Here is a 24,399-nt window from a genome sequence, read left to right as displayed (position 1 = left end):
AGGGAAGGATGACCACATGGCCAAGACCTTGGACCGTCGCGAGGCAAAGCCCATGTCCGCCAACCACCAGGAGCTCGAACGGCACTATCAGAAGACCTGCGATCAGTGGCCTGACCGCAAGGTCGAAATCATCAACGGCCGGATCGTGGTGAGGGAGTTGCCCACACTCAACCACGCCAAGAGCATTCTGCAGTTGCTGATTCAGCTCATCCCGTTCGCCACGGAACAGGGCTGGCATCCCGTATACGACGTCAAGATCTTCTTGGGCGTCCAGAAAGATCGTTACCGACCCGACCTTCTCGTTCTCCCGAAGTTTCCCCGTATGTGGGACGACGAGAACGTTTACGCCGAGGAGGCCCTTCTCGTCGTGGAAGTCGTGTCTCCCAGCAGCCGAGACGACGACCATGTCACCAAGCCCCAGAACTGCGCGATCGCGGGTGTCCCGCTCTATCTGGTGATCGACGCCACTCAGAACCTCGTCCGATTGCTCAGCCATCCCGGGGAGAGGGGCTACCAGCAGCAGCACCAGGTAATCATCGGAGAACCACTTGAGTTGCCCGCACCGTGGAATCTCACGATCGACACCGGCAAGCTGAGCGAAGGATAGGCCCGCTCACGGAGGAGGCCCGGCCAGTCGGAGGCCGGACCTTCTCCCGGGGGCCATCGCGGTGACCGACCGTAAACGTGTTGACCGGGTCTCTTCGCACCCTTGGCGGCACCTGTGAGGCGACGTCGCAGTTCAGATGCCGGATGAGAGCCAGGATCGCGGGTGACCGCCCGGATCGACCGAGGCCGTACCCGAAACGCGGGACTAGCAGATCTTGTGGACCCAGTTGTGCGGGTCCGGGCGGGAACCGTACTGGATGCCCACCAGCTCCTCGCGGATCCTCCCGGTGACCGGCCCCTGGGTGCCGTCACCGATCGTCCAGGCGCGGTCGGCGCCCTTGACCGAGCCGACCGGGGTGACCACCGCGGCGGTGCCGCAGGCGAAGACCTCGGTGAGCTCGCCCGACTCGCAGCCCCGCTGCCACTCCTCGATCGACAGCCGCCCCTCCTCCGCCCGCAGGCCGAGGTCGGCGGCCAGGGCGAGGATCGAGTCGCGGGTGATGCCCGGCAGCAGCGTGCCGGTGAGCGCCGGGGTCAGCAGGCGGTCGCCGTAGACGAAGAACAGGTTCATCCCGCCCATCTCCTCGACGTAGCGGTGCTCGCTCGCGTCCAGCCAGACCACCTGGTCACAGCCCTGCTCGACGGCCTGGCGCTGGGCCACGAAGGCCGCGGCGTAGTTGCCGCCGCACTTGGCGAAGCCGGTGCCACCGGGGGCCGCGCGGGTGTACTCGGTGGAGAGCCAGACGCTGACCGCCTGCCCGCCGCCGAAGTAGGCCGCCGCCGGAGAGGCGATCACCATGTACTTGTAGGTCCTGGAAGGGTAGTTGACCCCGAGCGCCGGCTGCGTGGCGATCATGAAGGGGCGCAGGTAGAGGCTGTGTCCGGGCGTGGTCGGCACCCACTCGCGGTCGGTCTGGACGAGCAGTTCCAGCGACTCGACGAACGTCTCCTCGGGCAGCTCGGGCATGGCCATCCGCAGTGCGGAGGTGTTGAAGCGGGCGGCGTTGGCCTCGGGGCGGAACGTCACGATCGCACCGTTCTGCTGGCGGTACGCCTTCATGCCCTCGAAGAGCTCCTGCGCGTAGTGGAAGACCGCGGTCGCGGGATCGAGGCTGAGCGGGCCGTACGGCATGAGCCGGGCGTCGTGCCAGCCCTCGCCCTCGGTGTAGTCGATCGAGATCATGTGGTCGGTGAAGACCTGGCCGAACCCCGGAGCCGCCATTACCTGCTCGCGCTCGGCCGCGGTGCGCGCGTGGTCGGAGAGCTGCACGTCGAAGCTGAGCTTCTGAGCGGTGGTCATGACGCGGATCCTTACCTTGGTGTCTGGCTTACCCTTGGGTCCATTGTGCGTTGGACCGGGTAACGGGAAACTACTGCATCCATGCCGAAAACCGGCAGTGCGTGGGAAACAAAAACGCGCCCGGCGGCTCGGAGGAGCCGCCAGGCGCGTCGGGGTCGAGGGGGCGGCTTCCTCAGCCGGCTACTCGCGCGGTGATGTCGTCACCGATCTCCTGGGTGGTCCGGCCAGCCCAGCCGGCCAGCCGCTCGAGCAGGTCGTCGGCGACGGCCTGCTCGACCCGGGCCGCCTCGTCGGCCAGGCCCAGGTGGTCCAGGAGCATGGCGACCGACAGGATCGTGGCGGTCGGGTCGGCCTTGCCCTGGCCCGCGATGTCCGGGGCGCTGCCGTGCACCGGTTCGAACATGCTCGGCGCGGTGCGGTCGGGGTTGACGTTGCCGCTGGCCGCCAGGCCGATGCCGCCGGCGATCGCCGCGCCGATGTCGGTGAGGATGTCACCGAAGAGGTTGTCGGTGACGATCACGTCGAAGCGCTCCGGCTGGCTGACGAAGAACATCGAGGCCGCGTCGACGTGGCAGTAGTCGGTCTGGACCTCGGGGTACTCCACGCTGATCCGGTCGAACGTGCGGGCCCAGAGGTCACCGGCGTAGGTGAGCACGTTGGTCTTGTGGACCAGCGTCAGCTTCTTGCGGGGGCGGGCCACCGCCTTCTCGAAGGCGTAGCGCACCACGCGCTCGACACCGTAGGCGGTGTTCAGCGACTCCTGGGTGGCGATCTCGTGCGGCGTGCCGCGGCGCATGACCCCTCCGGCACCGGCGTATGGGCCCTCGGTGCCCTCCCGGACGACGATCATGTCGATGTCCTCGGGGCGGGCCTTGCCCAGCGGCGTCTCGACGCCGGGGAAGAGCTTGACCGGGCGGAGGTTCACATAGTGGTCGAGCTGGAAGCGGAGCTTGAGCAGCAGGTCGCGCTCCAGGATGCCCGGGGGCACGCTGGGGTCGCCGACCGCGCCGAGCAGGATCGCGTCGTATCCGCGTAGCTCGTCGAGCAGCGGGTCGGGCAGGGTCTCACCGGTCTCGTGGTAGCGCTTGGCCCCGAGGTCGTACGTGGTGGTCTCCACCTTGGTGCCGACCGCTTCGAGGACCTTCAGGCCCTCGGTGACGACCTCGACTCCGATCCCGTCCCCGGGGATGACCGCCAGGCGAATGTTACGCGAATCCATGCAGGCACCTTACCTGTCCGTCTCGGTGATCGAACACCGATCTCACCCTTCGGACGTGTCCGCACGTCCGCCCGTGTGATCACTTTGTCCTTTTTTGCTCCCTATTGACCGTTTCGTGAGGTTTCGTTATCGTCCTCCCCATTCACATTGATGCCTAATCCGTACGGACCATCCCCCTACCGGCCCGTACGGAGCCGGGGAACCACTTTTTTCGGGATCCACCGGGCCCCCGGGAACCTCGCTCCGCCCCGGAGCGCGTTCCCGGCTGCCATCACGGGATTCCTTGGGGCGAATCGGTGCGCTTTCGCGCCGTAGGGCGGCCTCCACGCCCGAGCCCGACAGCTCACCCGGCCGGCCTTATGGAAGGAATCATCCTGTCCGGCAAGATGTACTCTCGCGTCCTGTCCCTCCTCGTCTCAGGCGCCGCGGTGTTCGCGGCCTCGGCCATGGCGCCGACGGCGGCACTGGCCGCCTCCCCTCTCCCCTCCCCCGAGGCTCCCACGCTCGGCACCGTCAGGTTGAAGGCGGCACTGAAGAGCGCGGCCCCCAAGCCCGCCTGGCAGACGGCCGTCAAGTGGGCCATGTCCAAGCGCGGCACGCCCTACGTCTGGGGTGGCACCGGCAACGGCGGCTTCGACTGCTCGGGCCTGATGCTCCGCGCCTACGGCGCCGCCGGGATCAAGCTGCCCCGTGTCACCAACGACCAGTACGCCGCCTTCTCCAAGAAGATCGCCTGGAAGGACCTCAAGGCCGGTGACCTGGCCTTCTTCAGCGGTCTCGGCCATGTCGGCATGATCACCAGGCCCGGCTACATGGTCCACGCCCCGCGGAGCGGCGACGTGGTCAAGGAGGAGAAGCTCAGCGCCTGGCGCCGGTCCTCCTTCGTCGGCGCGGTGCGCCCCGATCCGCAGGGGGTCAGGTTGACCGAGCAGATCAAACTAGCGACCGACGGATGAGACACGCCGGCTGATCGGCCGAGGGAACCCCGTCGGCGCCGGGAACCGGTTCAGCGGATGGGAGAACCACCGTTGTCCCGGCGGTCCAGGGCGGTCTGGAGCGCCTCGGCGGCCTCGTCCTTGACCTCTTCGGCGTGGTTCCAGGGATACATGTCGTACATGGCGAATCTCGTCTCGGTCGGATGCGAGCAGGGCGATGGTCGAGACTCCGATCAGGGCTCCGACCAGGCCTGATGTCACGGGTCCGGATCACGGACCGGTGATCTGGGCGTGGCACCGGAGAGTCGCCGGCCCACCCCTGTCAGACCCCGTCGCGGCAGGTTGGGACCTGGCGCATTTCATCTCAGGCTACCTGGCGGCCGGAACGCCGTCTCGCCCGGCGTACACACTTCTCACATATCGAGACGAAAGGTGGCCGTCGCCCCGCGGTGCGGGGCGACGGCCACCTCGGTGAATCCTTTGCCTGCCGCTAGTCGGCCAGGTCGACCGAGCGGCCGCTGTCGGCGCCGATCTCCGCGCCGATCTGGTCGATCACGTCGGCCGGGATGGCGGTGTCGACGGTGAGCGCGATGAGGGCCTTGCCGCCCTTGACGTCCCGGGCCACCTGCATCGAGGCGATGTTGATCGAGTGGTCGCCGAGGATGCGGCCGACCACGCCGACGACGCCGGGGCGGTCGGTGTAGGTGAAGAACGACAGGTGGTCGGTCGGCTCGATCTCCATCTGGTAGCCGTTGACCTCGACGATCTTCGTGATCTGCCTCGGACCCGACAGGGTGCCGGAGACCGAGACCGCGCGGCCGTCGGCGAGGACGCCGCGGACCGTCACCACGTTGCGCCAGTCGGGGCTCTCCGCGCTGGTGACCAGCTCGACCGAGACGCCGCGGTCCTTGGCCAGCAGCGGGGCGTTGACGTAGGTGACGGAGTCCTCGACCACGTCCGTGAAGACACCCTTGAGCGCGGCCAGCTCCAGCACGCGGACGTCGTGGGCGGCGATCTCGCCGCGCACCTCGACGTCGAGCTTGGTGGCGACCTCGCCCGCGAGGGCCGTGAACACCCGGCCGAGCTTCTCGGCCAGCGGCAGACCCGGCTTGACGTCCTCGGCGACGGCGCCGCCCTGGACGTTGACCGCGTCGGGCACGAACTCCCCGGCGAGGGCGAGCTTCACGCTACGCGCCACCTGGGTGCCGGCCTTCTCCTGGGCCTCGTGGGTGGAGGCGCCCAGGTGCGGGGTGACGACCACCTGGTCGAGTTCGAAGAGCGGGCTGTCGGTGACCGGCTCCTTCGGGAACACGTCGATGCCGGCGCCGGCGACGCGGCCCTCCTTGATCGCGGAGTAGAGGGCGTTCTCGTCGATGATGCCGCCGCGGGCGACGTTGATGAGGCGGACGTTCGGCTTGACCGCGTGCAGTTCCCTGTCACCGATGAGGCCGATGGTCTCCTTGGACTTGGGCAGGTGCACCGTGATGAAGTCCGCCTCGCGCAGGGCCTCCTCCAGCGTGACCAGGCGGACGCCCATCTGCGCGGCGCGGGCCGGCTGCAGGTAGGGGTCGTAGGCGATCAGCTCGACGCCGAACGGCTGGAGGCGCTGCGCGACCAGCTGGCCGATCTTGCCGAGACCGAGGATGGCGACGACCTTCTCGTCGAGCTCCACGCCGGTGTACTTCGAGCGCTTCCACTCGCCGCCCTTGAGCGCGGAGTGCGCCTGGGCGACGTTGCGGGCGGAGGCGAGGATCAGCGCGACGGTGTGCTCGGCGGCGCTGGTGATGTTGGAGGTCGGCGCGTTGACGACCATGACGCCCGCCTTGGTGGCGGCCTCCACGTCGACGTTGTCCAGACCGACACCGGCGCGGGCGACGACGCGGAGCTTGGGCGCGTGGGCGATCGCCTCGGCGTCGACCTGCGTGGCGCTGCGCACGATGAGCGCGTCCACGTCGGCGAGCGCGGGCAGGAACTGGGCACGGTCGGCGCCGTCGGTGTGGCGGACTTCGAAGTCCGCGCCCAGGACCGCGAGACCGGCCTCGGAAAGTTCCTCGGCGACCAGTACGACGGGCTTGTTCACAGGCTGGATCCTTACTAGGCGGTGAGGGTGCACGGACCTCACGTAGTCTATCGACGCTTGTGAACGTATTCACGAGTGTCCCGAGATGCGAGACGCGACCGCCCCATGATCCAGCACGCCGGTACCCGCTCCTGACACATCCCATGCACCAAAATTCAAGTTGGTCTTGATCCTAAGAAAACTTCCCGATTACCCTGATAAGCCGTGGGTCACTACCTATCGTTCCTCATATGAGCATCGGGAACCCCGCTCTCGGCAACGTACTCGCGCAGCACGGCGAGCCACACCGGCTGCTGGCGGCGCTTGCCGAATGGGGACTCCTGGTCGCCGTGCGACCTGACCGCTCCGTCGTGCTCGGCACGACGCAGGCCGGTGAGCGTGTCCTGCTCGGATACACCTCGGCGGACACCTACGCGCGGCACCGTGGCAGCCACTCGCTGTCGGCGTGCGACGCCGACACAGTCCTCGACATCCAGCGGGTCACCGGCGTGCGGGAGATAGTGATCGACGCGGCGGGACCCGCGGCCGCGGCCGTACCGATCGAGGATCTCCAGCGGTACCTGCTCTCGAAGCGCAGCGGCCCCGCGCCCGTGCTGTCGAGCACGACGCCGACGGCATACGCGACCGGGGCGATGGCCACGGTCTCGCGTCCCGCGCCGGCGCGCCCGCAGAGAACGCCGGTGCCCGCCGCGCCCGCCCAGCCGTGGATCCCCGCGCCCCGGCCCCACCTGTCGGGGCCGATGCAGATGGTGGATCCCGGCTACCGGCGGTGCGAGCACCCGATCCTGCCCGCGCTGCGCGCCGCGATCTCGTACCTGCTCGTCGACTACCCGCTCGTCCATCACGTGTGGATCTCCGAGGCCAGCACCTCCTCCGGCGCTCCGGGAATCATGCTGCACGTGAAGGTGCACATGTCGGCGGCCGAGGACGTGGTCAGGGACATCCATCGCGGGGTGCGCGCCCGGTTGCCGCAGCTCGCCGCGAGCGAGGCGCCGATCCTGATGGCCAGGGTCGCCGACGCCCGCAGCGAGCAGCGGATGATCGAACTGGGCGCCCACGTGGTCTGCGCCGACGTCACCGACTGAACCGGTCCGCGGGGCACGGGCGCTGAGCACCCGCCCCGCGGGCCGGCCCGGCTACCCCAGCCGCCGGGTCGGTGTCACCCTGGTCCTGGCGGACGCCATCGCGATCAGCGCCGCCAGCAGCGGCAGGCCGATGCCCACCACCAGCAGCGTCTGCCACGGCACGCTGAGGATGACGCCCAGCTTCTCGAACGGGACCCCGTTGAGTGCGATCTCACGCTCGGCGTCACGCCGCAGGCTCACCTGACTCGCCAGCGCGAGCCCGGGGACCAGCCCGGCGAGTAGTCCCAGGGGCACACCGAATCCGGCGACGACCGTCGCCTGCCCCGCCGCCACCAGCCTGCGTGTCAGGGGACGCGCCCCGACCGCCGAGAGCGTGTCGAGGTCGGGACGGGCGTCGGCCGCGGCCAGCCCGGAGGCGGTGAGCGTTCCGCCGAGCACCACCAGCGAGGCGAGGCCCGCCATGACCCACATGATTCCGGTGACCCTGTCGGCTCTGTTCCGCCGGACCCCCCGTTCGGTCTCGACCGCGACGTTGGGGGTGACGGCGCGCACCGGCCCGCTGAGCCGCTGCTCCTGCTCCGGGGTCAGCGATGCGACCGCCGGATCCACAAGCAGGTGGCTGAGCTTGGGGATGAACCCCGCCCTGGTGATCGCGGCGACCGGCAGCACACCGCGCACGTTGAACGGTCCCGGAACGGTGACCAGCACCGCGGGCACGGTGAGGACCTGCTCCTTCTCCTGGTCGCTGCCACGTGTCCAGGTTCGGAGACGGAGCCTGCCGTCCCTGATCGCTTTCGGATTGAAGACCACGGCCTTCCCCTCCGCCAGCGCCGCCTCGGCCGCCCGGTCGGTGCGGCCCAGCAGGAGGCGGAGCAGGTCCGGCCCGCCCACGGGGATCTCGTTCAGCGGGCCCGTCGAGGTCATGCAGCGGCTGCATTTGCCATCTCGCGCGCGGAAGTCCACCGTCCTGCCCTTGGCGTCGATGGGCCGGTAGGTCTCCACCAGCGGCACGCCGGGAAGCGTCCGATCGACGATCTGCCGGATCTCCTTCCAGGACTCCTCCGTCACGTCGTCGCCGTGGATCGCCGTGGTGCCCGTCGGATAGGCCGGCCGGTAGTACTCCTCCGACGCCCGCTCGCTGCTGGCGACGCCGACGGCGACCGTGCTGAACGCCGCCGCCGCGGCCAGCACCGCCACGACGGCGGGAGCCGTACGGCCGCGGTTGCGGGAGGCGTCGCGGACGGCCAGCCGGAGGGGCAGTGGGAACCCTCCGGCCAGGCCGCCGATCCGCCGAATGAGCCATGGCGTCACCATGACCAGGCCGAGCAGCCCGAGCACCGCGCCGAAAAGGACCACCGCGTCGGTCGACCGGACCCCGTAGACCATGGCCCCGGCCCCCGCCGCCAGCAGGACCAGTCCGAGCAGCGGCCATCCGGTCCGGTCACGAGCCTCAACCCGCCGGCCGGCGAGTGCCGCGACCGCGTCGGCCCGGGCGGCCTGTACGGCGGGCACCACGGCCGCCGCCACCCCGCTGACCACGGCGAGCGCCGCGACCAGCACGATCTGCCCAAAGGGAATCTCGAACGCCCCAAGACCACCGGCCGGCCAGATCCCCGCCCAGGCCACGATCCCCCTGGCGACGGCGATCCCGAGGGCGGCTCCCAGCACGGCGGCGGCCAGGCCCAGGGTCAGCCCGTCGGCCAGCACGACCAGCCTGAGGTGGCGGGCCGAGCCACCCTGGGCGGTGATGAGCGCGAGTTCCCTGCGCCGGCGCCGCAGGCCGACGGCGAAGGCGGGCCCGGCCAGCAGCACGACCTCCAGCACGGCCAGGGTCACCCCGGAAACGGCTGCCAGGACGCCGCTGCGCGTGATGGTGGATCTCGTCCCGGGCTCTTCGACCGCCTGGTCCGGACCGCCTCCCACGGGCGGCGGGTTCTCCAGCACCGCCCGCGACAGCACGGTCACCCCCGCCTGGTTGAACCGGCGTGTCTCGGTCCAGGTGACCGGCGCCGGAGCGTCCAGCAGCCAGGACCGCTCGGCGTCGGTCACCCCCGAGCCGGGGTTCAGCGAGCCGGGCAGCCCGATGATCGCGCGCCTGCGGTTGCCCGGCTGCGAGACCACCGTTCCCACCACACGCTTGGGCACGTCGTCACGGGTGTAGCGGAGGGTCGAGCCCACGGCCGGCTCCATGGAGTCGGTGACGACCACCTCGTCGGCGGCCTGCGGGTAGCCCCCCCGGACAAGCGGGAACATGGCGCCCGCCATCGGGTCGCGCAGGTCGACCTCCAGGACCTGCGCGAAACCGTAGGCGGTTCCCGTCCAGTATTCCGCTGAGCCGCTGTTCATCGGGATGATCCGGCTGCCGGGTCCGGCCAGGGCCAGGATCTCCGCCCGGGACCGTGGCGACCCACCGTCCTTTCGAGGTCGCCAGTCGTAGCCCGTCGCGTCCTGCCTGATCGGCCCGGCGGCCCCGGTGTCCGTCAGCTTGGCGTCGGCCGCACCCAGGTCCATGGTCAGCCGCTCCTCCGGCCGGAGGTTCTCGGTCGCGGAGAAGGTGAGCACGGCGGTGACCGCGAGGACGGGCAGGCCGATCATCACGATGATGAGCGCGCTACGCGCCTTCGCCCGGATGATGCTCCGGCGGGAGATCCGCAGTGCGGCGAGGAGGGCGCTCATGCCTCTCCTCCGCTCCGCGGCCCCGAGGTGGGGGTGCGTTCCGCGCTCAACCGAGCACTCTCCAGGGGCGTGGCGGTGGAGTCGGCGATCTCGCCGTCGCGCAGGAAGACCACACGGTCGGCCCAGGCGGCGTAGCGGGGTTCGTGCGTGACGAGCAGCACGGCGGCTCCCGCGTCGCAGCGGACGCGCAGCAGCTGGAGGATGTCGTCGCCGGTAGGGGTGTCGAGGGCGCCGGTGGGTTCGTCGGCCAGGATCAGCCGCCGCTCCCCGACCAGGGCACGGGCGATCGCCACTCGCTGGCGCTGGCCGCCGGAGATCTCGTCGGGGAAGCGGTCGGCGACGTCGGCCAGACCGACCTCGGCGAGGGCGTCCCCCGCCTCGCGGCGGGCCTGCCCGGCCCTGACGCCGTCCAGCTCGCGCGGGAGCATGACGTTCTCCGCCGCGGTCAGCGACGGGATCAGGTTGAGGTCCTGGAAGACGTAGCCGACATGGCGGCGGCGGAGCCCGGCGAGCCCCCCGGCGGTCATGCCGGAGAGCGGCGTGCCCGCCACCACGACCTCACCCGAGGTGGGCCGGTCCAGGCCGCCGGCGAGGTTGAGCAGAGTGGACTTGCCTGACCCCGACGGCCCCATCACCGCGACCAGCTCGCCTGCGGCGATGTCCAGGCTCACCTCCCGCAGCGCCGGTACGGCCTGCGGCCCGTCTCCGTGTACGCGGCTCACGTCCATGAGCCGTACGACCGGATCGAAACTCATTTCTGCTTCTCCTGCGTCTGGGGGGAGGCAGTGAGCACTGCCTCGCAGTGGTCGAGCCAGCGCTGCTCGGCCTCGGCCTGGAAGATCATCGAGTCGAGCACCAGCCGCTGGGCGGGACCCTCGACGTTCGCCCGCTTGGCTCGGACGAACTCCTGCAAGGTGCGCATGGTCGCGGTGCGCTGGGCCTGGATGATCGGCCGTATGTCCGCGGCGGCGGTGACCGCCATCGCGAGCTTGATGACCAGCTCGTCCCGAGGCCGGTCCGACTGGGCGACGGGGGTGCCGAACCATCGCTCCATCTCGGCCAGACCGGCCTCGGTGATCGAGTAGACGACCCGGCCCTGCTCGTCCTGCTCGCCGGGGCTCACCAGGCCGTCGCGTTCCATCCGGGAGAGCGTCGTGTAGATCTGGCCGATGTTGAGCGGCCAGGTCGCCCCCGTCGACGCCTCGAACTCGGCGCGCAACTGGTAGCCGTAGCGAGGTCCCTGGCTCAGCAGGGCGAGGAGCCCGTGTCGGATCGCCATGCATACTGAGTATGCATACTCAGTATGCCCGCTGCAAGAGATCTGCATATTCTGGACAGGTTCCACCCTTGGGGCCGATACTCGGAGGATGAGCTCGACGCATCCCCCGTCCCGCGCCTCCGACGGGGATCGCGATCGTGCGATCAACGAGCTCCGTGACCGTGCTGTCGAGGGGCATCTGTCGCACGACACGTTCCTCGGCCGCGTCGACATGGCCCTGCGTGCGCGCAATCAGGGCGAACTCGACAATCTCGTCGCCGACCTGCCGCAACGCGGCCGGTTCCGCCGCATGGTCACCGAGGTCGTCGCCTCGGCCTCCGACTTCACCAAGCGGGTGGAGTCGGCCTGGCGGCGTCCCAGGCTGCCCAGGCTGGCACTGCCCGCCGACGACCGGACCCGCTACGTGGTGGGCCGGGGCTCCGCCTGCGACCTGGTCCTCGCCGACCTGACCGTCTCCCGGGTGCACGCCGAGCTCCGCCGCGACGAGGACGGCTGGGTCCTCGTCGACCTCGGCTCGTTGAACGGCACCCGGCTGAACGACTGGCGCCTGGTGGGCCCGGCGAAGGTCCGGCCGGGCGACGTCGTCTCCTTCGGCGACTGCGGCTTCCTGATGATCACGCCTCAGCTGCTGTCATGACCTCGCGGCCGAAAGCGCTCAGCGGAGCCGGAGCCCGGGGGCTCCCGGCGGACGCTCCCTGAGGGGTGCTCCGAACGGCTGCCCTCGACCTCACACCATGATCACCCCGAGGCCGTTCCTGCCCCTGGCCGCGCCTCAGCCGTTCTGGGTCTCTGTCGCTCCGGTCTCGGCCGCCCCCGCCCCGGCCTTCCTGAGTTTCTCCGCGGTCAGGGTGTAGCGCGTGGTCAGCACGATGCTGACCACCATCAGCAGCGCGGGCAGCAGCGTCGTGCCGTACAACACGGCCGTGGTCGCCGACTCGGGCTGCGCGACCGGCGTGGCGGGGTCGGACTCCACGAACCCGGTCGCACCGAGCAGCCAGCCGAGGATGAACGCGCCGAACGCGAAGACCACGGTCTCGGCGGCGGTCCACAGCCCGGTGAACACTCCGGCACGCCGCTTTCCGGTGACCAGCGTGTCGTGGACGATCACGTCCGAGAGCATCGAGAACTGCAGCAGCTGGAACCCCGCGTAACCGATGCCGACGAGAAGCACGCAGGCGTGCGCGTACGCCGAGCCGAGCGGTCCGGAGAAGGCCATCCCGACGGTGCCCACCGTGAACAGCGCCGACGACAGGATCATCGCCCCGCGCTTGTCGTAACGCTTGGACAGCCAGACCCAGAGCGGCATGGTGATCAGCAGCGGGCCGACGATGCCCAGGAAGAGCGTGGTGGTCGCCGCCGGATCACCCAGCGTGTAGGTGGCGAAGTACGGTGAGCCGGCCAGCATGATCCCGGCCGCGAGCATCTGGGCGCAGCTCAGGCCGAGCAGCACCATGAACGTCCGGTTCGAGCGGGCGGCGGTGAACTGGGCGCCGAGCGACGACTCCGCCTCGGCCCGCGCGACCATCGGGGCGCGGGCCGTGCCGAAGAAGGCGGCGAGCATCGACAGCAGCAGCACCCCGCCGACGACCAGCCCCATGGTCCGGTAGCCGGAGACCTCGGTGCCCGCGATCATCGGCGCGACGGCCCCGGAGAGCAGGATCCCCAGGCCGACGAAGACCATCTTCCACTGCAGCAGGGAGGAGCGCTCGTGGTAGTCGTCGGTCATCTCCGCAGGCATGGCCTTGTACGGCACCTCGTAGAAGGCGTAGGCCGTCGCGGTGAGGAAGTAGCAGAGGCCGACGTACAGCGCGGCGGACAGGCCGGTGAGCGGAGGGCCCGCGAAGGTGAGCGTGAAGGTCACCGGCAGGGTGAGCGCGCCCAGCAGCATCCACGGGCGGCGGGCCCCGAAGCGGGAGACCGTCCGGTCGGAGCGCTGGCCCACCCAGGGGTTGATGAACATGTCCCAGAGCTTGGGGAGGAAGGCCACCACCCCGGCGATCCAGGCGGGAACCGCCAGCACGTTCGTCATGTAGAAGAGCAGCAGCAGGCCGGGGACGGTGGAGAAGGTCGCGGTGCAGATTGAGCCGACACCGTAGCCGATGCGCACGCCGCGCGGCACGGTGACGACGGCGGGTGAGGGCGCCGGGGAGATCATGCCACATTCAATCGCAGCGAGTGACCGCTTGGTAGGCCCAGGGAACGTGAATATTTTACCTTCCCCGCCGGGGAGCCCCCTTCGCCTCACCCGGCCCAGTCGATCTTCATACCGGCTGATGTGATGAATGTCCAGCTCAGGCAGGCCACAAAGGGACTTCCTGGGGGGGAGATGAGCCCCGACTTGGACCGGTGCATCGTCAGCCCCAGACGCCTATGTGATCACTCTGGTTTACCTGGAGCCCGCAATTAATGTCGGTAATGTGCTGACAAAGCCGACCTGCCCCCGACAGAATGCGGAACCGTCCAGCGTCTCACCAACTGGAGGAACCGACATGCGCAGACCACTAGGGGTACTGCTGTGCCTCGGGAGCCTGGCGGCCCTCAGCACGCCGATCGCCACCGCGCACGCCGCGTCCGCCCCCTTGGCCGAGTGTCGCGTGTACGCCGCCAAGCCCTACGTCACCGCGGCGGGACGGATCCAGGCCTCCGCCGCACGGCTGGGCTGCGACGACACCGCGCTGGTCCGCGTCCGCATCAAGCGCGCCGTGGCCGGCGCCGACCCGGTCGTCAAGAGCGCCTCCCTGCGCGGGACCAACGGGCGGGTGACCGTGAGACTGTGGTGCGCTCCCGGCGTCTACTACTCCGTCGCCACCGACTACCGGGGCAACGTCAGCCGTTCCAAGGCCGTCAGGCTCGCCTGCTCCCCCGCGGCCACCCCGGCCCCGAACCCCACCTCCACCGCCCCGACCCCCGGCCCGGTCCCCACCCCGACGGCCACCACCAAGCCGACACCGGCTCCGACCTCCACCGCTCCCACCCCCGCACCGGGAGGGTCCACCACCTCCGAGGAGGTGGTGCGCCTGACCAACGCCGAACGGCAGAAGGGCGGCTGCGCCCCGCTCGTCTCCGACCCCCGGCTGCGCTCGGCCGCGCAGGGCCACTCCGACGACATGGCGGCCAAGAACTACTTCAGCCACACCTCGCCTGACGGCACGGACATGACCGCCCGCATCAAGGCGAGCGGGTTCAGCCCGATGCGTGCCTGGGCGGAGAACATCGCGATGGGCCAGCGCACCCCTGCCGAAGTGGTGCGGGCCTGGATGAACAGCTCCGGTCACCGGGCCAACATCATGAACTGCGCCTACACCCATCTCGGAGTGGGCGTGGCCGACAGCTCACGCGGCATCTACTGGACCCAGAACTTCGCCAAGCACTGAGCATCACCGGGGACCGGATCCGGCCGCCCGGCCGGACCCGGCGTCCGACCGGCTCTCCCGCCCCGGCCAGGGTGGGAGAGCCGGTCGGCCATTCTCACCGGAACGGCCCGCGCCCCCGCGACGTGAACTCGTCGCGGGGGCGCGGGCCGTTCCGAGGTGCCCGGTGCGGGCAGCCCCTACTTCAGCCAGCTCATCATCGGGCGGAGCTTGGCACCGGTCTTCTCGATCGGGTGCTCGGCGAGCTCCTCGCGGTAGGCGGTGAACTTCTTCTGGCCGCTGTCGAACTCCTCCACCAGTTCCCTGGCGAACTCGCCGGACTGGATCTCGGCGAGGATGCGCTGCATCTCCTTCTTGGTCTCCTGCGTCACCACGCGCGGGCCGCGGGAGTAGCCGCCGTACTCAGCGGTGTCGGAGACCGACCAGTACATCTTGTGGATGCCGCCCTCGTACATCAGGTCGACGATCAGCTTCATCTCGTGCAGGCACTCGAAGTAGGCGACCTCGGGCTGGTAGCCCGCCTCGATCAGGGTCTCGAAACCGGCCTTGATCAGCTCGGACACGCCGCCGCAGAGCACGGCCTGCTCACCGAACAGGTCGGTCTCGGTCTCCTCCTTGAAGGTCGTCTTCAGCGCGCCGGCGCGGGTGCCGCCGATGCCCTTGGCGTACGACAGGGCGAGGTCCAGGGCGTTCCCGCTGGCGTCCTTCTCCACCGCGACGAGACACGGCACGCCGCGGCCCGCGGTGTACTGGCGGCGCACGAGGTGACCGGGGCCCTTGGGGGCGACCATGGCCACGTCCACACCCTCCGGCGCCTCGATGAGGCCGTAGCGGATGTTCAGGCCGTGCCCGAAGAAGAGCGCGTCGCCCTCGACCAGGTTCGGGGCCACGTGGTCGGCGTAAAGGTGGCGCTGGATGTGGTCCGGCGCGAGGATCATGGTCAGGTCGGCCTCTTCGACGGCCTCCGAGGGCGTGAGCACCCGCAGGCCGTCGGCTTCGGCCTTCTCCCTGCTCTTGGAACCCTCGGGCAGGCCGACCCGGACGTCCACACCGGAGTCGCGCAGCGAGAGCGCGTGGGCGTGGCCCTGGCTGCCATATCCCAGAACGGCGACGTGCCGGCCCTGGATGATCGACAGGTCGGCCTGGTCGTCGTAGAAGATCTCAGTCACTTGCTTAACCTTTCGGGTTTCTCGGGTGCGTTACGCGGTCCGGTCCAGGGCCCGGAGAGAACGGTCGGTGATGGAACGGGCGCCGCGGCCGATGGCCACCATGCCCGACTGGACGAGCTCCTTGATGCCGAACGGCTCAAGGACCTTGATGAAGGCCTGCAGCTTGTCCGGCGTGCCGGTGACCTCGATGGTCACCGCGTCCGAGGAGACGTCGACGCAGCGCGCCCGGAACAGGTTGACCAGCTCCAGCACGCTGGAGCGGTTGTCGGCGTCGGCCCGCACCTTGATCAGTGTGAGCTCGCGCTGCACCGACTGCGCCGGGTCGAGCTCCACGATCTTCAGCACGTTGACGAGCTTGTTCAGCTGCTTGGTGACCTGCTCCAGCGGCAGGTCGGCGACGCTGACCACGATGGTCATCCGGGAGATGTCCGCGTGCTCAGTCGGCCCGACCGCCAGCGAGTCGATGTTGAACCCCCTGCGGCTGAACAGCGACGCGACGCGCGCGAGCACGCCGGGCTTGTTCTCCACCAGCACGGAGAGCGTGTGCCTGCTCATGCCTAGTCCTCGCTGTCCCAGACCGGCGCCATGTCGCGCGCGAACTTGATGTCATCGTTGCTGGTCCCGGCCGCGACCATCGGCCACACCATGGCGTCCTGGTGCACCACGAAGTCGACGACCACCGGCACGTCGTTGATCTCCATGGCCTTCTTGATCGTCGCGTCCACGTCCTCGGGGCGCTCGCACCGCAGTCCCACACAGCCGTATGCCTCGGCGAGCTTGACGAAGTCGGGGATGCGGCGGACCGTCTGCAGGTCGGTGTTGGAGTAACGCTCGTTGTAGAACAACGTCTGCCACTGCCGGACCATGCCCAGGTTACCGTTGTTGATGATCGCGACCTTGATCGGCACGCCCTCGATCGTGCAGGTGGCGAGCTCCTGGTTGGTCATCTGGAAGCAGCCGTCACCGTCGATGGCCCAGACCGTGGTGTCGGGCCGACCCATCTTGGCACCCATCGCCGCCGGCAACGAGAAGCCCATCGTGCCCGCGCCGCCGGAGTTGATGAACGTGCCGGGGTTCTCGTAACCGATGAACTGGGCGGCCCACATCTGGTGCTGGCCGACCCCCGCGGTGTAGATCGCGTCCGGGCCGACGATCGCTCCCAGCCGCTCCATCACGTACTGCGGGGCGAGGGAGCCGTCCTCGAACTCGGTGTAGCCCAGCGGGTAGGTCGCCTTGTAGGTGTTGAGCGCGGTCCACCAGTCGGCGTAGTCGCCCTTGCGTCCCTCACCGCGCACCGCGGCGATCAGGTCGGAGATGACCTCCTTGCAGTCGCCCACGATCGGGACGTCCGCGTGCCGGTTCTTGGAGATCTCCGCCGGGTCGATGTCCGCATGGACGATCTTCGCGTACGGCGCGAAGGTCGACAGGTCTCCGGTGACCCGGTCGTCGAAGCGGACACCGAGTCCGATGATCAGGTCGGCCTTCTGCAGCGCGCCGACCGCCGACACCGAACCGTGCATGCCGGGCATGCCCATGTGCTGCGGATGGCTGTCGGGGAAGGTGCCCCGCGCCATCAGGGTGGTGACCACCGGGATGCCGGTCAGCTCGGCGAACTCCAGCAGCTGCGCCGACGCGCCGGCCCTGTGCACGCCGCCGCCCACGTAGAGCACCGGCCTTCCGGCTTCGACGATGAGCTTGGCCGCCTCGCGGATCTGCTTGGAGTGCGGCCGGGTCACCGGCCGGTAGCCGGGCAACTGCATGACGACCGGCCATTCGAAGGTCATCTTTGCCTGGAGCGCGTCCTTGGCGATGTCGACCAGCACCGGCCCCGGGCGCCCGGTCGAGGCGATGTGGAATGCCTCCACGATCGTCCTGGGGATGTCGTTCGGGTCGGTGACCAGGAAGTTGTGCTTGGTGATCGGCATGGTGATGCCGGAGATGTCGGCTTCCTGGAAGGCGTCGGTGCCGATGGCGGCACTGGCCACCTGACCGGTGATCGCGACCATCGGGACCGAGTCCATGTAGGCGTCGGCGATCGGGGTGACCAGGTTGGTCGCGCCGGGACCGCTGGTGGCCATGCAGACTCCGACCTTGCCGGTGGCCTGCGCATACCCCTGGGCCGCATGCCCCGCGCCCTGCTCGTGCCGTACAAGCACGTGCCGGACCTTGGTCGAGTCGTAGAGCGGATCATAGGCGGGGAGAATCGCGCCGCCCGGGATCCCGAACACAGTGTCGACCCCGACGTGCTCCAGCGCCCTCACGAGGGCCTGGGCTCCTGTCATCTGTTCGGTCATCGGCTCGTTCCTTGTGGCTGAACATGCTTAATGGCATAAAAAATGCCCCATTCCGCTTGATCGGCGGAGCTGGGGCGGCGCGCAGGTCAGAGTACTTCGCTCAGCGACCTGCGCGCCGGTGAAGTACTACAAGAATCCCACGGTCAATCTGCATGCCTCCACCTTGGCCGACGGAGTGGCTCCACGTCAAATTCATGGGACAGATATCTCAGAGTCCGAGATGTGAGGTCACGCGTGAGTCCCCAGGCTGGAGAGGCTGGTGCGCATCAGCGAGTCGACGCCGCGCGCGGCCATCGGGCGCGCCACCAGGAATCCCTGGCCTCGGGTGCAGCCCATCTCGCGCAGCAACTCCAGCTGCTCGGGCCGCTCGATGCCCTCGGCGACCACGATCAGCCCCAGGTCGTGGCCCAGCCGCACGATCGTACGGGTCAGCAGGGTCAGCGTCTCGTCGCAACCGAGCCCGGACACGAAGGAGGGGTCGATCTTGATCATGTCGACCGGGAGCTGCCGCAGCAGCGCCAGCGAGGCGTAACCGGTGCCGAAGTCGTCGATGGCCAGCCGGACCCCGAGGGTGCGCAGCTCGGAGAGCCGGGTGATGGTCTGCTCGGCGTCCTCGACCAGCATCTCCTCGATGACCTCCAGGGTCAGCGCGCTGGGCGGCAGCCCGCTCTCGACCAGGGCGGACTCGACGGTCTCCACGAAACGCGGCGCCATGATCTGCCGGGCGGACAGGTTGAGCGAGAGCCCGATCTCCCACGCGGAGGCGCGCCAGACGGCCACCTCCCGGCATGCCTCGCGCAGGATCCACTCGCTCAGCGGCACGATCAGGCCGGTGTCCTCCGCCGGACCGAGGAACTGCTCGGGCGGTACGAACTCGCCCCCCTGACACCAGCGCACCAGTGCCTCGACGGCGGTGACGCGCGAGGTGGCCAGGTCGACCACCGGCTGGTACTCGATCACGAACTGGTCTTCCAGCAGCGCCCGCTGCAGGTCGGCGGCGAGCTCCAGGCGCCGTACCACGTCGGCGTGCATGTGCGCGGCGAACACCTCGACCCTGCGCCCGCCCAGTTCCTTTGCCCTGGCCATCGCCACGTCGGCGTTGCGGATCAGGTCGGCGGAGGAGACGTCGTCGGCCGCGAAGGCCACCCCGACGCTCGCGGTCAGCGCGATGTCACGGTCGGCCACCCGGAACGGCTCGGACGAGACCGTGCGGACCAGTCGCTCGGCCAGGTCCACCGCGGTCTGGGCGTCGACCGCCTCGAGCAGCACCGCGAACTCGTCTCCGCCCCAGCGCGCCAGGGTGTCGTCGGTCCGTACGGCGGCGCGGAGCCTCCTGGCCGCCTGGCCGAGCAGGTAGTCGCCGCTGGCGTGGCCGACCGAGTCGTTCACCGCGGTGAAACCGTCCAGGTCCAGGAAGACCACGGCGACGCTGCTCGCGCCGGGACGGCCGAGCACCTCGCGGGTGCGTTCCTCGAAGTAGGCCCGGTTGGGCAGGCCCGTCACCCCGTCGTGGAAGGTCAGGTGGGCGACCTGGCTGCGCAGGGCCTCCTGGTCACTGATGTCGCGGGTGGTGACGAGCAGCAGGCCCTCGCCGCGCACGTGCCGGGTGGCGACCGACTCGGCGGGGCGCCAGGTACCGTCGGAGGCTCGGACCCGGCAGGCGACCATGCACGCGCCAGGCCCCTCCTCGGCCTCCTCCTCCAGGCTCATCGCGCTCAGCGCTCCCTGGATTCCCGGCACGTCCTCCGGGTGGATGTAGTCGAAGATCTTCCCGCCGACCAGTTCCTCGGGGCGGTACCCGTACGTGCTCTCGACCCCCTCGCCGATCTGCCGCACCACACCGTCGTAGTCGCAGAGCAGCACCACGTCGCCGGCGCTCTCCGCCAGGTCGTGCAGCTGCCGCTCACCGAGATGGAGCAGGCTGCGCAGCCGCCCGGTCTCCAGCAGCATCACGAACATGCGTACCAGCAGGACCGCGACGATCGACGCGCACACCGAGGCCAGCACCACCGGCGGTCCCTGTACCCCGCCACCGATCACCTTCAGGAGCACGACGACGGTGGCCGCCGCGACCAGGAACAGCGGCACCGCCGCGATCAGCGAGGACGTGCTCTCGCGGAGGAGGGGCTCGTCGTCCTCCAGGTCCGGCGGTCGCTCCGCGCGCCCGCTCCACGGGACCACGGCGAGCACCAGGAACGCGACGGGGGCCAGCCACACCCAGGTGAGCGACGGCGTGTCGCCGCTCACCCGAGCCAGCGCGGTGGTCGTCTCCGAGGTCGCGACGGCGGCCAGCACGGCCAGCGCCGCCAGACCGACCGGCCAGGCCGACCGCCTGATCGGCACCACGGCGGGGCCCACGACACAGGCGAGGATCAGGCAGAACAGGGGTGAGGCGAAGGTGACCGCGGCGTTGCCCGCGTCGCCGGCGTCGCGGTAGACCGGCCCCACCAGCGTCACCCAGATGATCACCAGAATGGAGGCGGCGCACACGTAGGAGTCGGCGAGATCGCGCAACAGGGCATGCCCTCGGGCGGGCCTGACCGCCGACAGCGCGGTACCGACGGCGATCATGGCCGTACCGGCCAGCAGCACCAGGTCGGCGAAGGTCACCACGAACGGCGCGCCGTCCGCGATCGGCCGCACCCCCACCCCGAGCAGCCAGGTGACCGAGCCACCCGCCAGCCAGCGCCAGGCCAGTGCCCTGCGCCTGCTGATCACCCTGGAGGCCGCGGCGAACAGTGAACCCGCGGCGGCCGCAGCGGTGACGACGCCCGCCACCGCCTCGACGACCACGGCGGGAGCGCCGCTGACAAGAGCGGCAACGAGCCCCACCACGCCGACGGCGGCGGCGGTCAGCGGTACCCGGGGGTCACGCCAGCGGATCAATGTCGTCTGCCTATCGGTGTCGTTTCAGTGTGCTCTGCTCCCGCAGCATCCCTTACTCACTGCGCTCGTGTCACCGGCGCGAGCACGTCGTTCTTCGTCCTCGGCGCTCGTACCGGCACACGGCCAGTGTGGGCCGTCCGGCCCGCGCGAGGAGTGACAACGCCATAGTCGTCACCGATCTGATAACCGCGCGGGCGATGCAAATCGCTCCTGCCGACGGTACGCACCGCAGGTCACGAGGTAGCCACAGTCCGGATTCCTTTGCCGGTCAGTAGGAACCCGTGATCACGTTTTTGAGCGGCTCGCCCGCGAGGTAGCGCAGCAACTGGGAGCGGAGCAGCTTCAGCGTGCGCCGTACGGACGCCGGGCTGCTGCCCGCGACGTGCGGGGTGATGAGGACCCCCGGCGCGCTCCACAGCGGGTGCCCCTCGGGCAGCGGCTCGGGATCGGTGACGTCGAGCGCGGCCAGGATCCGGCCGCCGCCCAGCTCGGCGACGAGAGCCGCGGTGTCGACCACCGACCCCCTGGCCGCGTTCACCAGGACGGCGCCGTCCTTCATCGCCGCCAGGAAACCCGCGTCCACCATGCCCGCGGTCTCGGGGGTGGACGGTACGAGCAGCACCACCACATCCGCCGCGGGCAGCAGGGCGGGCAGCTCGTCCATGCCGTGCACACCTGGCCTGGCGGTCCTGGCCACCCGGACGACGTCCACCTCGAAACCGTCGAGCCGCCGCTCCAGTGCCTCACCGATCGAGCCGTAGCCGACGATCAGGACCGTGGAGTCGGCCAGCACCCCGGTGTGGTGGTAGGTCCACTCGCCCTTCCGCTGCGCGTGCACGAATCCGGGAAACTCCCGAAGCACCGCGATCATGGCCCCCACCGCCCACTCGGCGGTACCCGCGTCGTGCACTCCCCGGGCGTTGCACAGCGTCACCCCCTCCGCCAGGTGCGGCCGGTAGGCGTCGACACCCGCCGTGACGGTCTGCAGCAGCCGCAGGCCGGTCATCCTGGCGAGCAGATCGGGGAGACCCGCCACCGGCGTCAGCGGCGGAATCCAGACCTCGACCCGCTCCGCCCCCTCCGGCACCGGCTCCGTGCCGTCATAGACGGCGCACTCCACTTCGGGCAGATCACACAGAACGTCGGCGGCGGCTTTCGAGGGGACCCAGATCTTCATCCCCGCATTATCCAACCACTCCCAGAAAGGTCACCCCAGCGACCACCCCGAGGACGTACCCCACGTTCCATCCCCGAGGGACTCCCCGTGAGGCCGCGCCGGCGACTGGACTGAGGAGAGGAAGGTCGTGAGGAACGAGCGGCCTTCCTCGACGAGGGAAGGAGCCGGGTAAGAGCGGCCTCACTGCGACGCGTCAGCGTCGCCATCGGCACGCACGCACTTCAGGTCGAGTTCGGGGCGGTAGACCGTGGTCTCCTTGACGCGCTTGATCTCCTTGCCGTTCTGCTTGAAGACGCGCCAGACGTCGATCGTGAACCCCTGCTGGCCGACCATCGGGATGCAGTTGGGGCCGCTGTCGGTCGCGCTCTTGAACGGGGTGATGTTGTAGCGCTCGGACGAGATCGACTCGATCTCGTACCGCTTGGTGCTCCAGAAGGCGACGGTGACCCCGTTGTTGTCGAAGGAGGTCTTCACCAGCACCCCGTACGGCGAGTCGTTCTTCCAGCGGAAGTCGGGTTCGGGCCAGGAGACGGTGGACTCCCGTCCGGCGGGGTAGCGGGAGATGTAGAACTCGTGTGCCATGTGCTGGACGTCCTCAAGGCCGCCGAAGAACACCGCGTTGTACATCGTGGTCACGAACTGGGAGATGCCGCCGCCGACCGAGTCGACCAGCCTGCCGCCCTGGATCATGGGAGCGGGGACGAAACCGCGGGCGGTGTCGCGCTGGCCGATGACGCCGTTGAGCGAGAAGGTCTCGCCCGGCTTGACCAGGTAACCGTCCAGCAGCTTGGCGAGCGCCCTGATGTTGGTCACCCGTGGCGGGCAGCACTCGTAGGGCGTGGTGAACTGGCTGATCCGCTCCTTGATGCCGAGCTTGCGCGCCTCGGCGTCGGACATCCGCGGCCGGACCGTGGCCATGGCCACCGGGATCGTCCGCTCTCCGTTACGGGAGACCATCTCGGCCACGTCGGCCGCGAGCCGTTCGTCGTCGACGCCCTTCCCCTTGCGGCCGGGCACCAGTTTCGGCTTGCCCGCGACGATCTGGAACGTGGGGTCGCGCGGGGCCAGCACCGGGTCGATGAGCTTGTCCTCCACCGAGGCCACCGCGCTCCTGGCGTCGAACACCGGGCGCATGCCGCCGGAGCTGTCCGGCTCGAAGGACAGGTGCGCGGCGAGGGTCTCCACCGGCAACTGGACCTGCTTGCCGGCGAAGGTCAGGGTGACCGGCCCGGACAACGCCTTGCCCGCGTCGTTCGCGGCCTTCTTGACCGTCTCCGCGCCGACCTTGGGCTTGATCACCGAGACCGGAAGCCTGACCTCCTTCGCCGGACCGAGGAAGGCGTCCGTGATCGCGGCGACCGCGGCCTCCCTCTCCAGCTCCCTGCCGTCGCGGGGCGTCACGACGACGGGCTTGACGCCCTCGAACGTGACCGAACCCTCGCGGACCTTGAGGTCGATCTTCTTGGCCAGGCCCGCGACCGCGGTCTTCATGGCCTCGGCGTCGGAGGAGATCTTGGGCTCCAGCTCGGTGGTGCCGGTGAAGGCCCGCCACACCTCGGCGGGATTGGGGAAGTCGCTGGGCGCCTGGTCGATGGTGTCGACCACGTTGAACTCCAGACCCGCCTTGCCCGGTTCGAATTCGTAGCGCTTGCCCGCGGCCAGGAGGGTCATCTCCTCCGAGGCCTCACCCGCCAGCCGGTCTCTGAGCTTGTCGGCCGCCTCGGTCGCGGTCAGGCCGCCGATCTCGACACCCCGCACCGTGGTGCCCGGCAGCATCTTGCCGGACATGACGACCGCGGGCACCGCGTAGGCGAGAGCGGCGACGAACAGCACGGCGAGGATGATCAGGGCGATCCTGCGGCCCTTGCGCCGGCCCGGGGCGGGCTCCTCGTAACGGAGGCCGCTGGGCTGCGGGAACCCCCCGTCGCCACCGGGGACGAGCGAGGGCTCGTCCCGCCGGAACGAGGGCTCGGGTGGAGCCGCCATCTGCCAGGGTTGCGGTGGCTGTGCCACGGGCGGAAGCGCCGTCGCCCCGCGGGCCGGTGCGGCGGGACCGCCGAAACCGGTGGGGCCGAAGATGTCGGGCGAGACTCCCGGGGGGAGGCGCGAGCCGTCCTTGGAACGGCCGCCCGGTGCTCCCGGAGGGAGGCGTGGATCACGGGCACCGGGCGGGACTGGACGCGAGGGAAGCGGTATCGCCTCAAAGGGGTCCGTCGGCGGGTCCACAGACGCTCCGGCGTTCCGCACGGCCTCCGTCTCCTCCTGCTTCGCAGCTTCCACCTCCCGCAACCCTAGACCACACCGGTCAACCGACACCCAAAA

General features: G+C 69.7%; 17 protein-coding genes, 1 pseudogene and 1 riboswitch. Of the genes and pseudogenes, 5 read left to right on the top strand and 13 right to left on the bottom strand.

The genetic code is table 11. From position 1 onward, the window contains the following. The first annotated feature begins 16 nt into the window (after positions 1–16). A complete protein-coding gene (locus tag ACFQVD_RS40315; protein ID WP_343969917.1) occupies positions 17–607 on the top strand; it encodes a Uma2 family endonuclease in 591 nt (196 codons plus the stop codon). A 204-nt stretch (positions 608–811) separates the two neighbouring features. On the opposite strand, the gene ACFQVD_RS40310 is transcribed toward ACFQVD_RS40315, so the two are convergent. Continuing rightward, positions 812–1,906 carry a branched-chain amino acid aminotransferase gene (locus ACFQVD_RS40310; protein ID WP_343969920.1) on the bottom strand — a complete coding sequence of 365 codons (1,095 nt, stop codon included), beginning with the start codon at positions 1,904–1,906 and terminating at the stop codon, positions 812–814. Positions 1,907–2,078: 172 nt separating this feature from the next. Next, complete coding sequence (locus ACFQVD_RS40305; protein ID WP_343969923.1) at positions 2,079–3,125, bottom strand: 3-isopropylmalate dehydrogenase; 1,047 nt, start codon at positions 3,123–3,125, stop codon at positions 2,079–2,081. Between the two features lie 141 nt (positions 3,126–3,266). Then, positions 3,267–3,497: riboswitch (cyclic di-AMP (ydaO/yuaA leader) on the top strand. A gap of 14 nt (positions 3,498–3,511) precedes the next feature. Between ACFQVD_RS40305 and ACFQVD_RS40300 the strand changes: the two genes are divergently transcribed. Beyond that, entirely contained in the window at positions 3,512–4,081 is a 570-nt protein-coding gene (locus ACFQVD_RS40300; RefSeq protein ID WP_364148421.1) for a C40 family peptidase, read from the top strand. 469 nt (positions 4,082–4,550) lie between these two features. Here ACFQVD_RS40300 and serA read toward each other — a convergent pair whose 3' ends face one another. After that, positions 4,551–6,140, bottom strand: coding sequence for a phosphoglycerate dehydrogenase (serA, locus tag ACFQVD_RS40295; protein ID WP_343969929.1), 1,590 nt, complete (start codon positions 6,138–6,140; stop codon positions 4,551–4,553). Between the two features lie 230 nt (positions 6,141–6,370). Between serA and ACFQVD_RS40290 the strand changes: the two genes are divergently transcribed. Beyond that, the gene (locus ACFQVD_RS40290) at positions 6,371–7,225 is read left to right on the top strand and encodes a hypothetical protein (protein WP_343969932.1); all 855 of its coding nucleotides are present in this window, start codon (positions 6,371–6,373) and stop codon (positions 7,223–7,225) included. 51 nt (positions 7,226–7,276) lie between these two features. Here ACFQVD_RS40290 and ACFQVD_RS40285 read toward each other — a convergent pair whose 3' ends face one another. Genes ACFQVD_RS40285 through ACFQVD_RS40275 form a run of 3 tightly spaced genes read right to left on the bottom strand, consistent with a single transcriptional unit; the run spans position 7,277 to position 11,180 of the window. Then, entirely contained in the window at positions 7,277–9,901 is a 2,625-nt protein-coding gene (locus ACFQVD_RS40285; protein WP_343969935.1) for an FtsX-like permease family protein, read from the bottom strand. Further along, a complete protein-coding gene (locus ACFQVD_RS40280) occupies positions 9,898–10,656 on the bottom strand; it encodes an ABC transporter ATP-binding protein (RefSeq protein WP_343969938.1) in 759 nt (252 codons plus the stop codon). Before ACFQVD_RS40280 ends, ACFQVD_RS40285 begins: the two co-directional genes overlap by 4 nt. Next, on the bottom strand, positions 10,653–11,180 hold the full coding sequence (locus tag ACFQVD_RS40275) for a PadR family transcriptional regulator (RefSeq protein ID WP_343969941.1): 528 nt from the start codon (positions 11,178–11,180) through the stop codon (positions 10,653–10,655). Before ACFQVD_RS40275 ends, ACFQVD_RS40280 begins: the two co-directional genes overlap by 4 nt. A gap of 88 nt (positions 11,181–11,268) precedes the next feature. Here ACFQVD_RS40275 and ACFQVD_RS40270 point away from each other — a divergent pair, with 88 nt between their 5' ends. Further along, complete coding sequence (locus ACFQVD_RS40270; RefSeq protein WP_343969944.1) at positions 11,269–11,817, top strand: DUF1707 and FHA domain-containing protein; 549 nt, start codon at positions 11,269–11,271, stop codon at positions 11,815–11,817. A 135-nt stretch (positions 11,818–11,952) separates the two neighbouring features. Here ACFQVD_RS40270 and ACFQVD_RS40265 read toward each other — a convergent pair whose 3' ends face one another. Then, the gene (locus tag ACFQVD_RS40265; protein ID WP_343969947.1) at positions 11,953–13,335 is read right to left on the bottom strand and encodes an MFS transporter; all 1,383 of its coding nucleotides are present in this window, start codon (positions 13,333–13,335) and stop codon (positions 11,953–11,955) included. A gap of 334 nt (positions 13,336–13,669) precedes the next feature. Here ACFQVD_RS40265 and ACFQVD_RS40260 point away from each other — a divergent pair, with 334 nt between their 5' ends. Beyond that, a complete protein-coding gene (locus ACFQVD_RS40260) occupies positions 13,670–14,554 on the top strand; it encodes a CAP domain-containing protein (RefSeq protein ID WP_343969950.1) in 885 nt (294 codons plus the stop codon). A 176-nt stretch (positions 14,555–14,730) separates the two neighbouring features. Here the strand turns inward: ACFQVD_RS40260 and ilvC are convergent, their stop codons facing one another. The 6 genes and pseudogenes from ilvC to ACFQVD_RS40230 all read right to left on the bottom strand — a co-directional run bounded on the left by ilvC (position 14,731) and on the right by ACFQVD_RS40230 (position 24,063). Further along, complete coding sequence (gene ilvC, locus ACFQVD_RS40255) at positions 14,731–15,711, bottom strand: ketol-acid reductoisomerase (protein WP_343970053.1); 981 nt, start codon at positions 15,709–15,711, stop codon at positions 14,731–14,733. 39 nt (positions 15,712–15,750) lie between these two features. Further along, positions 15,751–16,275: an acetolactate synthase small subunit gene (gene ilvN, locus ACFQVD_RS40250; RefSeq protein ID WP_343969953.1), complete on the bottom strand. Its 525-nt coding sequence runs from the start codon at positions 16,273–16,275 to the stop codon at positions 15,751–15,753. Positions 16,276–16,277: 2 nt separating this feature from the next. Then, positions 16,278–18,017, bottom strand: a pseudogene (locus ACFQVD_RS40245) (acetolactate synthase large subunit); the annotation flags it as partial. A gap of 225 nt (positions 18,018–18,242) precedes the next feature. Continuing rightward, the gene (locus tag ACFQVD_RS40240; protein WP_343969957.1) at positions 18,243–20,900 is read right to left on the bottom strand and encodes a putative bifunctional diguanylate cyclase/phosphodiesterase; all 2,658 of its coding nucleotides are present in this window, start codon (positions 20,898–20,900) and stop codon (positions 18,243–18,245) included. Between the two features lie 268 nt (positions 20,901–21,168). Next, positions 21,169–22,077 (bottom strand): 2-hydroxyacid dehydrogenase, encoded by a 909-nt coding sequence (locus ACFQVD_RS40235; RefSeq protein WP_343969960.1) that lies wholly within the window; start codon positions 22,075–22,077, stop codon positions 21,169–21,171. Positions 22,078–22,257: 180 nt separating this feature from the next. Beyond that, positions 22,258–24,063 carry a VanW family protein gene (locus ACFQVD_RS40230; RefSeq protein ID WP_343969963.1) on the bottom strand — a complete coding sequence of 602 codons (1,806 nt, stop codon included), beginning with the start codon at positions 24,061–24,063 and terminating at the stop codon, positions 22,258–22,260. Positions 24,064–24,399: the final 336 nt, after the last annotated feature.

This window comes from Streptosporangium amethystogenes subsp. fukuiense (assembly GCF_042665875.1).
GTDB lineage: Bacteria > Actinomycetota > Actinomycetes > Streptosporangiales > Streptosporangiaceae > Streptosporangium > Streptosporangium fukuiense.
Note: the sequence above shows the minus strand (reverse complement) of the source record. Positions and strands in the feature narration are given on the sequence as shown.

Excerpts from the sequence above, each read along its gene's own strand:
- ACFQVD_RS40235 (WP_343969960.1), bottom strand. The coding sequence starts at position 22,077 with ATGAAGATCTGGGTCCCCTCGAAAGCCGCCGCCGACGTTCTGTGTGAT.
- ACFQVD_RS40305 (WP_343969923.1), bottom strand. The coding sequence starts at position 3,125 with ATGGATTCGCGTAACATTCGCCTGGCGGTCATCCCCGGGGACGGGATC.
- ACFQVD_RS40300 (WP_364148421.1), top strand. The coding sequence starts at position 3,512 with ATGTACTCTCGCGTCCTGTCCCTCCTCGTCTCAGGCGCCGCGGTGTTC.
- ACFQVD_RS40310 (WP_343969920.1), bottom strand. The coding sequence starts at position 1,906 with ATGACCACCGCTCAGAAGCTCAGCTTCGACGTGCAGCTCTCCGACCAC.
- ACFQVD_RS40315 (WP_343969917.1), top strand. The coding sequence starts at position 17 with ATGGCCAAGACCTTGGACCGTCGCGAGGCAAAGCCCATGTCCGCCAAC.
- ACFQVD_RS40275 (WP_343969941.1), bottom strand. The coding sequence starts at position 11,180 with ATGGCGATCCGACACGGGCTCCTCGCCCTGCTGAGCCAGGGACCTCGC.
- ACFQVD_RS40260 (WP_343969950.1), top strand. The coding sequence starts at position 13,670 with ATGCGCAGACCACTAGGGGTACTGCTGTGCCTCGGGAGCCTGGCGGCC.
- ilvN (WP_343969953.1), bottom strand. The coding sequence starts at position 16,275 with ATGAGCAGGCACACGCTCTCCGTGCTGGTGGAGAACAAGCCCGGCGTG.
- ACFQVD_RS40285 (WP_343969935.1), bottom strand. The coding sequence starts at position 9,901 with ATGAGCGCCCTCCTCGCCGCACTGCGGATCTCCCGCCGGAGCATCATC.
- ACFQVD_RS40270 (WP_343969944.1), top strand. The coding sequence starts at position 11,269 with ATGAGCTCGACGCATCCCCCGTCCCGCGCCTCCGACGGGGATCGCGAT.
- ACFQVD_RS40230 (WP_343969963.1), bottom strand. The coding sequence starts at position 24,063 with ATGGCGGCTCCACCCGAGCCCTCGTTCCGGCGGGACGAGCCCTCGCTC.
- ACFQVD_RS40265 (WP_343969947.1), bottom strand. The coding sequence starts at position 13,335 with ATGATCTCCCCGGCGCCCTCACCCGCCGTCGTCACCGTGCCGCGCGGC.
- ACFQVD_RS40280 (WP_343969938.1), bottom strand. The coding sequence starts at position 10,656 with ATGAGTTTCGATCCGGTCGTACGGCTCATGGACGTGAGCCGCGTACAC.
- ACFQVD_RS40290 (WP_343969932.1), top strand. The coding sequence starts at position 6,371 with ATGAGCATCGGGAACCCCGCTCTCGGCAACGTACTCGCGCAGCACGGC.